Annotated in this window: 12 protein-coding genes; 7 read left to right on the top strand and 5 right to left on the bottom strand. The window is 50.6% G+C overall.

Going from position 1 to position 14,457, the window contains the following annotated elements:
- Positions 1-24 precede the first annotated feature (24 nt).
- The 7 genes from BZJ19_RS04395 to BZJ19_RS04425 all read left to right on the top strand — a co-directional run bounded on the left by BZJ19_RS04395 (position 25) and on the right by BZJ19_RS04425 (position 7,833).
- Positions 25-603, top strand: a complete 579-nt coding sequence (locus tag BZJ19_RS04395; protein ID WP_077674733.1) for a hypothetical protein — start codon at positions 25-27, stop codon at positions 601-603.
- Positions 590-1,474, top strand: a complete 885-nt coding sequence (locus BZJ19_RS04400) for a phosphotransferase (RefSeq protein WP_157891157.1) — start codon at positions 590-592, stop codon at positions 1,472-1,474. The genes BZJ19_RS04395 and BZJ19_RS04400 overlap by 14 nt, the downstream gene beginning before the upstream one ends.
- Positions 1,467-2,312, top strand: a complete 846-nt coding sequence (locus BZJ19_RS04405; protein ID WP_069587278.1) for a DUF6279 family lipoprotein — start codon at positions 1,467-1,469, stop codon at positions 2,310-2,312. The genes BZJ19_RS04400 and BZJ19_RS04405 overlap by 8 nt, the downstream gene beginning before the upstream one ends.
- A 180-nt stretch (positions 2,313-2,492) precedes the next feature.
- Positions 2,493-3,047: an alpha/beta hydrolase YcfP gene (ycfP, locus tag BZJ19_RS04410; RefSeq protein ID WP_077674735.1), complete on the top strand. Its 555-nt coding sequence runs from the start codon at positions 2,493-2,495 to the stop codon at positions 3,045-3,047.
- Positions 3,048-3,224: 177 nt separating this feature from the next.
- Positions 3,225-4,559, top strand: coding sequence for a heme anaerobic degradation radical SAM methyltransferase ChuW/HutW (gene hutW, locus BZJ19_RS04415; protein WP_420876431.1), 1,335 nt, complete (start codon positions 3,225-3,227; stop codon positions 4,557-4,559).
- Between the two features lie 323 nt (positions 4,560-4,882).
- The gene (locus BZJ19_RS04420) at positions 4,883-6,172 is read left to right on the top strand and encodes an NAD(P)/FAD-dependent oxidoreductase (protein WP_069587283.1); all 1,290 of its coding nucleotides are present in this window, start codon (positions 4,883-4,885) and stop codon (positions 6,170-6,172) included.
- A gap of 266 nt (positions 6,173-6,438) precedes the next feature.
- A complete protein-coding gene (locus BZJ19_RS04425) occupies positions 6,439-7,833 on the top strand; it encodes a DEAD/DEAH box helicase (RefSeq protein ID WP_077674737.1) in 1,395 nt (464 codons plus the stop codon).
- 53 nt (positions 7,834-7,886) lie between these two features.
- On the opposite strand, the gene BZJ19_RS04430 is transcribed toward BZJ19_RS04425, so the two are convergent.
- From BZJ19_RS04430 to BZJ19_RS04450, 5 genes are all read right to left on the bottom strand, one after another.
- On the bottom strand, positions 7,887-8,216 hold the full coding sequence (locus tag BZJ19_RS04430) for a hypothetical protein (protein ID WP_077674738.1): 330 nt from the start codon (positions 8,214-8,216) through the stop codon (positions 7,887-7,889).
- A 3-nt stretch (positions 8,217-8,219) separates the two neighbouring features.
- Entirely contained in the window at positions 8,220-9,155 is a 936-nt protein-coding gene (locus BZJ19_RS04435; protein ID WP_131826382.1) for a hypothetical protein, read from the bottom strand.
- 228 nt (positions 9,156-9,383) lie between these two features.
- Complete coding sequence (locus tag BZJ19_RS04440; protein WP_235608142.1) at positions 9,384-10,253, bottom strand: peptidoglycan binding protein CsiV; 870 nt, start codon at positions 10,251-10,253, stop codon at positions 9,384-9,386.
- A 41-nt stretch (positions 10,254-10,294) separates the two neighbouring features.
- Positions 10,295-13,759 (bottom strand): transcription-repair coupling factor, encoded by a 3,465-nt coding sequence (gene mfd / locus BZJ19_RS04445; RefSeq protein ID WP_077674740.1) that lies wholly within the window; start codon positions 13,757-13,759, stop codon positions 10,295-10,297.
- A 4-nt stretch (positions 13,760-13,763) separates the two neighbouring features.
- The gene (locus tag BZJ19_RS04450) at positions 13,764-14,357 is read right to left on the bottom strand and encodes a hypothetical protein (RefSeq protein WP_069587294.1); all 594 of its coding nucleotides are present in this window, start codon (positions 14,355-14,357) and stop codon (positions 13,764-13,766) included.
- Positions 14,358-14,457: the final 100 nt, after the last annotated feature.

Consider the following 14,457-nt stretch of genomic DNA (forward strand, 5'->3'; position numbering starts at 1 on the left):
TTTTTTATTTACGGAGTCATCTCTATGTCCGCACGCTGCGCATTGACGACCGCTTTACGTAAGCCAAATGCATTGGTAAAAGCATTATCGATGGGGTTATTTGTTGTCACAGTTGCAGGCTGTGCACCTCGCACGCAGCCGATTTATCAGCCGTCGGCGCCAAAAGAAACCACCGTGCGGCAAGGGGTGGTGCATGGCAGTTTTAATCAAGCCATGCGCGCCGCGGTGCAGTCCTTAATGGGTAGTGAAAGCCTGCAAGGCGCCCCTGTTACTTTGGTGCAACCGCTACAAAATCTGACTGACGGTTATATTGACACTGTGGGTGTGTCAAAACAGTTAGAACAAGGCCTTGCTGGGCAAGGGCTGATTGGAACGGTCTCAAAGGCGCAAGTCGACGTAGTTCGTCAGTCGTTAGGTTTGGGTGAGGGACAGGTTCTCATTGATCCGACTACAGTGATGCAATATGGGCGCTTACTGGGAGCACAGTATCAGCTTGGTGGCAAGGTCACGGGGCAAGAAGAGAAAACCTTATCACTGCAGCTGATGGATTTGACCACAGGTGTGATTGAATGGCAGGACACTCAACGTTTTGTCAGCCGTTAATCTTTCCCCCGCGTTAAAAACTTTACTGGAACCGGCGCTGTTTGAGCACTATTCAGTGCCCGTTTCAATTCAGCGTGTTACCCCACTCGAAGGGGGCCTGACCAACCGCTGTTTGCGGATTGATGACTCACAAGGGGGACGCTTTGTGTGGCGGCCCCGAAGTCAGGTGAGTGACGCTTTTGCGATTTCTCGGTCGCGCGAGGCGGCTGCGCAATCACTGGCTGCTACCTATCAGCTTGCCTCGGCACCCGTTTGTCAGTTGTCAGAAGGGCTTTTGGTCCCTTGGGTGGAAGGTGAATCCCTTGATCCGCATTCAGTTGAGAGCCGAGCGATCCTGATCGAGCTGTTGGTACGTATCCATTCAATGAAAGGTCGTTTGGATACACAAGATGTCCGCACCCAATGCCAACATTATGAGCAGCAGTTGGCCTTGGCAAAGCAGCAAACACTCAAGCAGCTGCGTGACAGGTGTCAATGGCAATTACCCACAGATCCGCTCGCACCTGTGGTATGTCATATGGACTTGGGTAGCTACAACGTGGTTATTCAGCCAAATGGTACGCCCTGTGTGCTTGATTGGGAATATGCCCGATTAGGCAGTGCGTGTTTGGACATTGCACTTTTTTGTCGGGCAAACGGCTATACACCAGCACAGGTCGTGTCCGATTATTGTGCGTTGCGATGCATCGAGGGCTCGGCACCGGTTCGCCAAGCGGTAGAGGCATGGCTGCCCTTTGCCGACTATCTCGCGCTATGCTGGTATGAAGTGGGCGCATCGTTATATGGGCTCAACACTTACCAAGAGCAAGCACAGCGGTTATATCGCCAACTGGCGGGAATGGATGAAGATAAGGAGAGTTGCAATGGCTAGGTCGCGTTTTCGCTATGGCTTGATAGGGGGCTTATTACTGGTCCTGACGGGTTGCACTACCGAGCTTGCATATAACACCTTGCCGTTTTGGATTCATTACTACATCGATGACATTGTTAACTTACGCCCCGAGCAATCTCGCCAAGTGAAAGCAGACCTTGACAAGATTCAGCAATGGCATCGAACCCATGAGTTACCCGCGATAGCTGAACGCTTAGGACTGATCGCCACCCACAGTACCGAGCGACATACCATGGCGCAATTGCGTGACCATCAAGAGGCGGTAAAAGCGCGAATCCACGCGACGCTACAGGCGTTTGTGCCCGCAACGGCCCGTTTACTTGATAGCTTTGATGACCAGCAAGCGCAGGCGCTCACTCAGTGGATGGAAGACGAGATTCAAGAGGCATCCGAGCGACGTGCAAAGCGTTCTAAAGATGAGCAATTTGCCTATCAGCGTGATGATCTTGAGGAAGATACGGAAGAGTGGATTGGCAGTGCCGCGCGTCATCAACAGCCCTTATTTGTCGAAATGGCAGAGTATCAGCAAGCGGCGATGCCAACGTTTCGTCAGGTGCGAGAGCGCTTAGTTAGCCGCCTTTTTGCGATTATTAAAAATCGACAGTCAATCGACACTGAGGCCGCTTTGTCAGAGTGGGTGGATGATGTGGTGGCATGGCGAGCAGGCCCGGAGACAGAAACCGAAATGGCTATCTATCGTTCACGTCGGTTAGATTGGTTGTTGCGCCTTGATCGTAGCCTTGATGAGGATCAGCGAACTCAACTGGTCGATAACCTTATTGAGTGGCAAACACGCCTGAACGAGATGAGCCGTTAGTCTTTTTAGTCTTCCCTCGGCCCAGTAGGGTTTGGGCGTTGCTGTATGCATCAAATCACCTACCTCATGGTTACGCCAAATACCCTGATTATTTTTAGGGTGATCTTGCTCATTTTTCTGTCTGGATGGCTATGCTATTGATAGGGGTCACAGCTTTGCGATAACCAAGGATGGCTTTCCATGATCTTATATCTCCACGGTTTTGATTCAACCAGTCCAGGCAACCATGAGAAAGTGTTGCAGCTCCAATTCGTTGATGGCGACGTGCGTACCATCAATTACAGCACCATGCATCCGAAACACGATATGCAGCATTTGCTCAAACAAGTGCAGACGCAGCTAGACGCGAGTCAGGATCCCAATCCACTGATCTGCGGCGTTGGCTTAGGCGCGTATTGGTCAGAAAGGGTAGGCTTTTTGTGTGGGATCAAGCAGGTTCTGTTTAATCCGAACTTATATCCGCACGAGAATATGACCGGCAAAATTGATCGGCCGGAAGAGTATGAGGATATTGCCACCAAGTGTGTTACGGACTTTCGTCAACGCAATCAACAACGAGCATTGGTGGTGTTATCGCGAGAGGATGAAGTCCTCGACAGTCGCCGCAGTTATCAAGTGTTGTCACCTTTCTATCCTGTCCGTTGGGATGAAACGCAAACCCACAAGTTTAAAAACCTATCGGCACACCTCAACGCCATTGCGGATTTTAAAAAGCAGCCCGCACTCCACACTTAATCGTTTCCCCAGTCGCAAAGCGGGTCTTTGTGCACTGGGGCGCGTCGAATTGACCGAATAAACATCAACAGCGCCTCAGAGCGATGTGAGATCAATAAAACAACAAATGAGATCGCATATCACTTGTATTTATATTACAGAGCCGGATTCGGCGTATAAATACTTGGAGCCGTTATGTTGGTTGATCTTACACCGTTCGATGAGACGATTTTGGGCACGCATACCCCAGACCCATTGCGTTTTGCCTTCCCACCGAAAAAACACGCCCACGCGGCGACCCATCAAACGCCTTTACCGCTCGAACAAGGAGTGGCAGCTGTTACACAACAGCTTTTATCACTGCCAGCGCAATCTGGACCACGATGCTTATATATCCATGTGCCATTTTGTCGAGTGAGGTGTACTTACTGTCACTTTTTCCAACATGCGGCGAGCCGCACACTGATTGATAGCTACTTCGCGGCTTTACTCAAAGAGCTTGGTATGAAAGCGGCGATGCCATGGACCCAAGCGCAGCCTTTTGAGGCGGTGTATGTCGGTGGGGGAACACCCACTGCGTTGTCAGCAGCGCAATTGCAGCAATTGGGTCAGGAAATTTGTCGCCAATTTTGGCTCACGCCCGACTGCGAAATCACCCTTGAGGGGCGAATCAATGGCTTTGATGATAATGCGTTCGAGCATGCGCTTGATGGAGGATTTAACCGCTTCTCGTTTGGGGTACAGAGCTTTAATACCCAAGTCCGCCGCGCGGCAAAACGTTTAGATGATGGTGACACTGTGCGTGAGCGTATTCACGCATTGAGTGCCAGTCAGGAAGCGACGATTGTGGTGGATTTGTTGTATGGCTTGCCTTATCAAACGGCTGAGATCTTTAGGCAAGATGTGGCCGACTATCTGCAAACCGGCGCCAATGGCATTGATCTCTACCAGCTGGTGGTGGCGCCAAATACGCCGATGCTGCGCATGGTCGAGCAAGGGAAAATGCCACCGCCGGCGACCACGGCAGAAAAAGCTAGCTTATTCGCGCAAGGCGTTAGTTTGATGGACAAACATGATTGTCGACGACTCAGTGTCAATCACTGGGCACGTGATCAACGAGAGCAAAGTAGTTACAACCGGCTCGCCAAGCACGGTGCCGATATTTTACCACTAGGGTGTGGTGCCGGTGGCAGTATTGACGGGGTCGGGATCATGCAGCATCGCGAGCTGGCATCCTATCTCGATGCAATGCAAACCAACACCATGCCGATTGCGCGCGTTGTAGACGCTGTGGAGCATCGTCGAGTGTATGATGCTATCAAAGCAGGATTAGATATGGGTGTGCTTCACGCGGATACATTACCGTCTTGGCAAGGGATGAGCGTGTTTCAGTATCTCTCGCCGTTGTTCGCGGTCTGGCAGCAGCGTGGATTGGTAACATTATGTGAAAATAAATTACAGCTTACTCTTGCCGGTCAGTTTTGGTCCGTAACACTTGCGCAAGCCTGCATTTATGTCTTGCAGTCACTCTAACTATTAGATTTAAAGTTCAATTAGTTATCTGAGGCTACCTTTGTTTCGAAGAAAAGTGTACGAAAAGGGCGAAATTTCACTTGTCTTGGCAACAGATTATGGTGTTTTATTTCATCATGTAAAAGGCGGCTGAAACCGAATCTATGCTCGAAGTAGGCGACGTTTTCCGGCAAAATAGACTAAGCGCTGATGCAACAAACAAAAACAATGAAAGCAGCGCACACGAAACAGATTGTAATTTGATTACTGGCCCAACCCCCATTTTTGTCAGTGACTATATAAGTGGCTGATGTGTAAGTTTTTAATTAGGTAAGGATGTAGAAGTGACCAAAATTATCGTTGTCGGTGGCGGTGCAGGCGGGCTAGAGCTTGCAACCAAACTGGGCCGAACGTTAGGCCGCAAGCGTCGTGCAGAAATCACCTTGGTAGATAAAAATAGTAGCCATCTATGGAAGCCATTGCTTCACGAAGTGGCAACCGGCTCGATGGATGAGGGCGTTGATGCTTTGAGCTATCGTGCTCATGCCAAAAATCACGGGTTTGATTTCCAAATGGGGACTTTGTGGGACATTGATCGTGACCAAAAAGTGATCACCTTGGCGCCCATGTACGATGAAAATAACGAACTGCTGATGCCTGAGCGTGAGCTCGAGTACGACATCTTAGTGATGGCGATTGGCTCGACCTCCAACGATTTCAACACGCCGGGCGTTCGTGACCATTGTATCTTCCTCGATAACCCTAAACAGGCTCACCGCTTCCGCGCGGAAATGAACAACGAATTCTTGCGTTTGCATGCAAAACACGGCCAAGGCAGTGTGGATATTGCGATTGTGGGCGCAGGGGCAACCGGTGTTGAGCTATCAGCAGAGCTACACAATGCCATCAAAGAGCTGCGTAACTACGGTTTCCGTGATTTAGATAGCTCGAAACTGAACGTGACCTTGGTGGAAGCCGGTGAGCGCATTTTGCCAGCGCTGCCTACTCGTATCTCAAGTGCAGCGCACCAAGAGCTGTTGAAGCTGGGTGTCACCGTGAAAACCAATACCTTTGTCACTAAAGCAGACGATCAAGGCTTGGAAACCAAAGAGGGTGAGCGTATTCACGCCGATATTATGGTGTGGGCTGCTGGGATCAAAGCTCCGGACTTCTTGAAAGATATCGCCGGCTTGGAAACTAACCGCATTAATCAATTGGTCGTGAAAAACACACTTCAGACGTCGCGTGATGACGATATCTTTGTGATTGGTGACTGTGCAGCGTGTACGCAAGCCGACGGCAGCATGGTACCGCCACGTGCCCAGTCAGCGCACCAGATGGCAAGCCGCTGCTTTAGCAACATTGTTGCTAAATTAAATGGTCGTGAGCTAAAGCCGTATGTGTTTAAAGATCATGGCTCACTGGTCTCGCTCAGCCGCTTCTCTACGGTAGGTAGCTTGATGGGTAATCTGACCAAAGGCTCAATGATGATCGAAGGGCGGATTGCTCGTGTGGTATACATCTCTTTGTATCGGATGCATCAGATTGCATTACACGGTTATGTGAAAACTGGCTTGATGATGTTGGTAGGACGGATCAACCGCGTGCTACGTCCAAGTTTGAAGCTGCACTAAACACGTGTGAAGCTGCGCTAAAACAGCGTATAAACCCCAAGACCGAGGCTTGCCTCGGTCTTTTTTATTGTTCGAATTGGCGCATTTCTAGTTGCCGCTTGACGTGAAAGTCGTCACAATAGCGCCGTAATCAAGATTATTGATATCACTTCTAGAGCAACCCTCCTGACGCCGAGTTTTTCTCATACCACGATATTGATATTCATGACCCTAAGTGATGGGCCATGCGGCCTGTGACGACATTTTTTATTTATTGAGATCAATTAATGAGTTTCTCCTCTTTAGGACTATCTGCACCACTATTGAAAGCCGTGCAAGAGCAAGGCTACACCACACCTTCACCGATTCAGGAAAAAGCGATCCCTGCGGTGATTGAAGGACACGATGTCATGGCGGCCGCGCAAACTGGTACCGGTAAGACCGCGGGCTTTACCTTACCGATTTTGGAGCGTTTGCAGGCAGGTAAACGTGCTCGCCCCAACCATGTACGTACCTTGATCCTGACGCCAACGCGCGAGCTTGCTGCGCAAGTGCACAAAAACGTGGAGCAATACAGCCAATACACGTCGCTCAGCTCAACCGTGGTATTTGGTGGTGTGAAGATCAACCCGCAGATGATGAAACTTCGTAAAGGCGCTGATGTGCTGGTGGCAACACCGGGACGCTTGCTGGATTTGTACCAGCAAAATGCCGTGCGCTTTTCTCAGCTTGAAGTGCTGGTCTTGGACGAAGCCGACCGTATGCTTGATATGGGCTTTATTCGTGACATTCGTAAGATCTTGGGCTTGCTACCGGCTAAGCGCCAGAATTTGCTGTTCTCCGCCACGTTCTCGGATGAAATTCGCCAACTGGCGAAAGAGTTAGTCAACAATCCGGTTGAGATCTCAGTCAATCCTGCGAACCAAACCGCGACTGGGGTCGAGCAATGCATTTATCCTGCGGATAAGAAGAAAAAAGCGCCGATGCTACTATCACTGATTGCCGATAATAATTGGCAGCAGGTGTTAGTGTTTAGCAAAACCAAACATGGCGCTAACCGTTTGTCGCGCTATTTGGAAGAGTACGGTGTCAGCGCGGCGGCGATTCATGGCAATAAGAGTCAAGGCGCGCGAACGAAAGCGTTAGAGAAATTTAAAACCGGTGAAGTACGGGTGTTGGTTGCCACTGATATTGCCGCACGAGGGATCGATATTGCTCATTTACCGCAAGTGGTGAACTTTGATTTACCCCATGTGGCAGAAGACTATGTTCACCGTATTGGTCGTACTGGTCGCGCAGGCGCTGTGGGCAATGCGGTGTCTTTGGTTTGTGCGGACGAAGCGAAAGATTTATTCGCCATTGAACGCTTAATTAAACAGGTATTGCCTCGTCATACTCTAGCGGACTTTCCCGTCACGAATCCGTTGCCAGAGTCGAAATTGGATACGCGTCCGATAAAGCCAAAGAAACCGAAAAAGAATAAACCGCGTCAAGATGGACAGCGCTCTGGCGATAACGCGCGCGGACACAAACCGGTGGGTAAAAATCGACGTCATACCGATAGCGTAGGCGACGGTAAGTCACGTGGTACCGCCAATCGCCCACCACGCACGCGCAGCGATAGCAACGGCGCGAACAAGCCGCGCCGAGCGCGACCCGCTGCGGCAAAAAACAGCGCATAACCTAGACGCTGTGTACTGAGCATAAAAAAACCGGCCACTTCGCCGGTTTTTTATTACATGATCTTAGCAAGCTGTGCGAGTACTTTATCAATCGCGTCACCGATTTTAGCAACATGCTCAATCGTCTCCTCCGCCTCATCAATCACTGCTTGCGCTTGGCGGGCATGGACGATAAGGCGATCAAACGCATCAACGTCTTGTTCAAATTGCTCACTGTGCGTGGCTATCACGGTGGTGTGGTACAGGTAAAGTTTCTCGCCGAGTTGTTCTCTTTTCCGCTGTAAAGGTGCGAGCTTGGGGCCAATCAGGGTTTGGTTTAAAAAGCGATCGAGGCTGTCGTAATTTGCCTTGAGCTGATGGTAGCTGGCGTCTTTCGGGCTCATGGCTTATTCCTCCAACTGCTGCTGAAAGTCTTTGAGTGCATCAAGATGCTGTTTAGTCGTTTCTATAGCGCGGCGCGCCCCTTGCAAAGAAGCGGTGTTATCGATGGTGAGCGATGTGATGATGGCATCGTGCATGACCAGATAGTCCGATAGCGTCAAGTCTAGCTGTGCAAACTGTGTGTCTAAGTTGAGCAGGACCTGCTTGGTACGGTAAGCCTGTCGGTATGCTTCAAGGCGATCATCATAAGATGTATGCAGTGTGATACAGCGCATTTCCTTGCTTTGCTGGCAGCTATTGGGGTTATTTAAAAGCTGCAAGCGAATCGATAAGGCCTGGTCGAAAGAGACACGTGTGGCCATGTTCCAATTGGGTAAGTCTTGTCGTAAGCGCGTAATGGTTTGTTGTAAGACGGGTTGTCCTGCTTCCATCACGGCGCGTAACTGTTGATGACGAGAGGTCTCCGTCATCGCACGGCCGAGTGCGTTGATTGCGGTCGACACCAACGAAATGTCTGACTCATCAATGGTTTGGTCGTCGCGCAAAAAAGGGTTGTTGGCTAAGTCGGTCAGTGTGTCATGCAATTGCTCGGAGGTCTCGTCAAGGCGTGCGTGATGATCGTCAGAAGCCAAGGCATAAAGAAGGTTGGCGTAGCGGATTAAATCGGCAAGGGCTTGTCGTTGCCCAATGTGTGGGATGGGCGTGATATTTAGTTCGGACGCCGATAATCCATCGCGCACGGCACGAGACAGAATAGCATCCACGCGCGCTTGTTCGGCGGTGACGTAGACAGCGTCAACCGTACGATGAATCTTCACGGATTGTTCCGCATAGTCTTTTACCAGTTGTTTTGATGACTGGGACGTACAGCCTGCCAAGATGATAACAGCCACCCAAAGCATGGCATGGCGACATTGTGTGTGGGATAGAGAAAAGCGCATGGAATAATCACAAAGTTATGAAGCCTAAATAACGAGTGTGGCTGTTGCTCAGTGATTATAAATATATCAGCAATCTTTTTATTGAATGTGGTATCAATAACAACTCGAACTGAAATTGATAAATGTATCTTTTACATTGTGTTCAAACATAAAAAAGCCTTGCCATCCAATAGGAAGACAAGGCCATTTTGTTCAGTACTGATAGGGTTCAGCAGTGACTGGACAGGGTTAGTTTGCCTTTCTTACTTGAATAATCATGCCCATCATGGGGTTATCCAAATAGTGGGTCTCACCACTGCGCATCCGTCGTTTGTGCGTGAATGCATAGGGCTGCAAGAAACGTTGGATGTGATACTGCTTTTTCACCTTTTCCAAGCCTGCAACTTGTACATTGTTGGTACTCGTTGCCGCACCTTGTTGTGCGTCTGAGGTTTGCAACGGCATATCGATAATGTCTTCAACCAGAGCGCGTCTCTCGCTGGGCTCGCGTAGCACCAGATCGGCCTCGACAAACAAGTAATGTTGTACATAGACGCGTAGTGTCCCATCTAGCTCATAGAGCGGTTGGCGAGGTGGTCGGGTATCCAATGATTGCTCGTCCCACTGCGACTCGGTATTAGAAGCGGTTGCGTTTGTTGGTGTAGCAGGTTGGGCCGTGATCGGGGTGCCATCTGCGTTAAACCGGTCGCTATAATCTGGGCCCGCGCTAACCCGCAGTAAGGGAAGTGCTGCACGCCCGCTATCATCTTGACGCCAAGCCACGTGCACCATCGGGGTGAAGCCTGCATGGTTGGCCAGTTTGTTGTATGCGTCCGTTAATTGCCATTGGCTACGCGGTAGCGGGGTCAGGCCTGCGTTTTGCAATGCAGTCGTATTGGTGACTGGAACCGCTCGATTGACCGACTGGATATCGGTTTGGGTGGGCCAGCTTTCTTGGACGCTCGCGGGATCTTGATTGCGTTTAAACACAATCAGCTCGACATCATAAAGTCGTTTAGCCAAAGCCGGCTGACTGATGGCAATAAGCAGTAATGCCCAAATGCTTTGCTTGGCAATGCGCGTTAGCCAGCCTTGTGGTTGACGTTGATGGTTTTTCACAGGTTACTCCGTTCTCTCTGGCAAGCCAGTCTGATCGCCGATTAGGCGACCAGTTGGTGACTTGCAAATTGAGTCAACAGCTCATCAATAAAGTTCATCCGCTCACGTCGGTCAGTGAGGCTTTCGACAAACTTAATTTTGGTTGGCCCATCAAATTTATACTTGTCTGGACGCGATTGTAACAGTCCCACTAAGAATCCGGGATCAATTTGCGCATCCTCATGAAATTCAACCACCCCTCCGCGGTCACTGGCTTCGATTTTCTTCACTCCTAGGTGTGCCGCCCGTAACTTGATTTGTTGGACATGTAACAAGTTTTTGGTGGCATCAGGGAGCAGCCCAAAGCGATCAATTAACTCGACTTGAAGCTCTTGAATATCATCATTCGATTTCGCGCTGGCGATGCGTTTATACATCGACAAACGGGTGTTGATGTCAGGGATATAGTCATCCGGCAGCAGAGCGGGGAGTCGAAGCTCGACGTCGGTTTGCTCTTTTAACAGCGCATCCAAGCTCGGCTCTTTGCCTTCTTTTAGCGCCTCGACGGCTTGCTCAAGCATGTCCATGTAGAGGGTAAAGCCAATCGATTGAATTTGGCCGCTTTGCTCATCCCCCAACAGCTCTCCGGCCCCGCGAATTTCTAAATCATGGGTGGCAAGGGTAAAACCAGCGCCCAGATCTTCRAGTGAGGCAATGGCTTCTAATCGCTTGGCGGCGTCCTTGGTCATCCGCTTGGGATGTGGGGTTAGTAGGTAGGCATAGGCCTGATGGTGCGAGCGACCGACACGTCCACGCAGTTGGTGGAGCTGAGCTAAACCAAAGTGGTCGGCACGGTCAATAATGATGGTGTTCGCGGACGGCACATCGATACCGGTCTCAATGATGGTGGTACACACCAAGACGTTATATTTTTGATGATAAAAATCGCTCATGATCCGCTCGAGTTCCCGCTCACGCATTTGACCATGGGCCACGGTTACGCGCGCTTCGGGGATCATTTCACTGATTTCATTCGCGGTTTTTTCAATTGTTTCGATGTCATTGTGCAAGAAATACACTTGACCACCGCGCATAATTTCGCGCAACAACGCTTCTTTGACCAAGGTGTCTTCGCGCTCGCGGACAAAGGTTTTTACCGCCAAGCGACGTGATGGTGGCGTGGCGATGATCGAGAGATCGCGCATGCCACTCATGGCCATGTTGAGCGTCCGTGGGATCGGGGTCGCCGTGAGGGTGAGAATATCAATGTTGGCGCGCATGGCTTTGATTTTCTCTTTTTGGCGGACGCCAAAACGGTGTTCCTCATCCACGATGAGCAAGCCCAGATCACGTAGCTTCACATCCGCTTGCAGCAGTTTATGGGTGCCAATCAAAATATCGATTTTTCCCTCGGCACAGTCGGCCAAAATGGCTTTTTGTTCTTTCGCTGATTTAAAGCGAGAGAGTACCTCGACGCGGACCGGTAAGTTGGCAWAGCGGTCACGGAAGTTTTCGAAATGCTGCTGGGCAAGCAAGGTTGTCGGCACAAGTACGGCGACTTGTTTGCTGTTATTGACGGCAAGAAACGCAGCCCGCATGGCCACTTCGGTTTTACCAAAACCGACATCACCACACACTAAGCGATCCATGGCAATGGGGCGGCACATATCCGAGAGGACCGCGTTAATGGCTTGGGATTGGTCCGGCGTTTCTTCGAACGGGAAGCTGGATCGAAATACTTGATAGGCTTCTTTGTCATATTTGAAGGCAAAGCCAGGCTTGGTTTCACGCTTGGCATAGACATCCAACAGCTCTGCGGCGACATCGCGCACTTTTTCTGCCGCGCGACGACGCGCTTTCTCCCATGCTTCGCCCCCGAGTTTATGGATAGGCGCTGCATCTTCCGCGCCACCGGAGTAGCGGCTAATCAAGTGTAACGCACTGACCGGCACATAAAGCTTGGCGCCTTGCTGGTATTCAAGGGTCATGTACTCGGTTTTAAGTCCACCGGCTTCAAGTGTTTGCAGCCCTTGATAGCGACCGATGCCATGCTCAAGATGAACCACGGGTTGTCCCGGTTTGAGCTCGGCCAAACTGCGTATCACGGCATCGTTGTTGACGCTTTGCTTCCGCTTATCACGACGACGTTGCTGTACAGCACGCTCGCCAAACATGTCGCTTTCACAAATCAGGGCAAATTGACGAGTGTTATCAATAAAGCCTTGGTCAACCGGCCCAATGATAAGACTGAATCGGCCCGGTTGCGCCAGCGCGTCTGAGAGCGACGACGCGACCATGGGGCGGATTTTGGCTTGGGCCAACAGATCAAGCAGTGCCTCCCGGCGACCTTCCGATTCGACCGAGAATACCAAGTGACCGCTAAATTGTTCACTGAATTGACGCAGTGCGGCTAGCGGTTCTTTGGCTTGATGATTGACCGTTAACGTCGGCAGTGGAGAGATATCGACATTCTCACGGCCTGCTTTTTCTGTGACGCTGTCACTTGATAGGCGCAGTTGCGGATAATCCTTCAAGTGGCTAAACAGCTGGTCTTTATTAAGCCAAATAGCGTGCGGCGGTAATAGCGGACGTAAGGGGTCCACACGGCGCTGGTCGTAGCGGTGTGCCACGTCATCGAGAAAGTGTGTCATCGCCGCTTCGATATCACCCACGGTTAAAATCAGGGTGTTATCGGGCAGGTAGTCGAACAGGGTTTCGGTTTGGTCGAAAAACAGCGGTAGCCAGTATTCAATCCCTGCCGGCCATGTTTTTTTGCTGACTTGTTGGTAGACAGATTCCGGTTCTCGGCGGGCTTCAAAGTGCTCGCGGAAGCGGCCACGGAAAAACTCAACGGCGGCATCATCGGTGGGAAATTCGTGCGCAGGCAGCAATTGAATTTGCGCTAACTCACCAGTCGAACGCTGATTCTCTGGATCGAATTGACGAATCGTGTCCACTTCATCATCGAAAAAGTCGATGCGATAAGGCTCATCACTGCCCATCGGAAATAAATCAAGGATCGAACCGCGGCTGGCAAATTCACCGTGCTCCATGACTTGGTCAACATGGCGATAGCCGGCATCCGTCAGTTGGTCGCGCAGCTTCTCGAGCGACAGAATGTCACCTTTTTTCACCATCAATGCATGCTGATGGAGAAACTGCTTTGGCGTCACACGTTGTAAGGCGGTACTCGCCGGCGCGATCAGTACGCCGTCACCTTGGGTCGGCAGTTGGTACAGGCACGCCAGTCGTGCAGAGATAATATCTTGATGGGGCGAGAAGCTGTCATAAGGTAAGGTTTCCCAGTCGGGAAAAATATCGCATTGCCCCTCGGTAAATTGGCTGATCGCGGGCTGCAAGCGAACTGCGGTTTGGTTATCGGGCACCAACAAAAAAATGGGTCCCTGATGTTGCTGACGAATGTTGGCGACGGCAATCGGTAACGCCGCACCCGTTAAGTTGCCTAGGTGTTTGACGTCACCCGCACCACGGGGAAGGGTAAACGTGTATAGCGGTTGTTGAGTCATGAATTTAACTGCTTGATTTGTTTCGGTTGAGTGCGCGCTTTCGCAAAAGCTTTTGCTGATGATGTAAGGCGGCGCGGATCAGAGTGTCTCGGTCGTCTTCCAATAAGCGTGTGTATTGGATTTGGATCAAATACTGAGGTGGATGGTCATCGTCAGGCGCTTTTTTTTCACAGTGGGTGACCACGCCATAGCAATAAATCGCTGTGGGCGGAAAATCAAGAAACAGCTTCACACGCACATGGTCGCTCTGTTTTAGTGGTGTGGGGCTTAGATAGGCAAAGCTGCTTGCGCCGAATGCATGGGTGGTGAAGCGCTGAGCGGGATCGTCTTCTTGACTGAGCATATAGCCCATCATTAAGGTGATCTTTTCGTTTTGCGCTTGCAAGATACGGTACAGTGCTGAGGCATCGTCCGGCTCAAGAGATTGTAACTCTTTTTCAACCGCGTTATCGACTTGGCCACATTGGCTTGCTACCCGAAAGGGCGCGGGGATTTCCGCCATAAATGCATCCGCATCGGGTTGGGCTTGGCTATCTTGAAGCGGCTCAACATTAATGCGTATTGCGGCTCTTACAGAAAAGTACTCGTCTTGGCTCATCACTGTGCCTTATCTTGCAGTCATTTCATGATTATCACGCACCCGTCGCGTTAGGTAAAGTTTCAAGACCGCCTTATCGGGCGTCAACGTGCGCTTCTGG

Source organism: Salinivibrio proteolyticus (genome assembly GCF_001996165.1).
In the GTDB taxonomy this organism is placed as follows: Bacteria; Pseudomonadota; Gammaproteobacteria; order Enterobacterales; family Vibrionaceae; genus Salinivibrio; species Salinivibrio proteolyticus.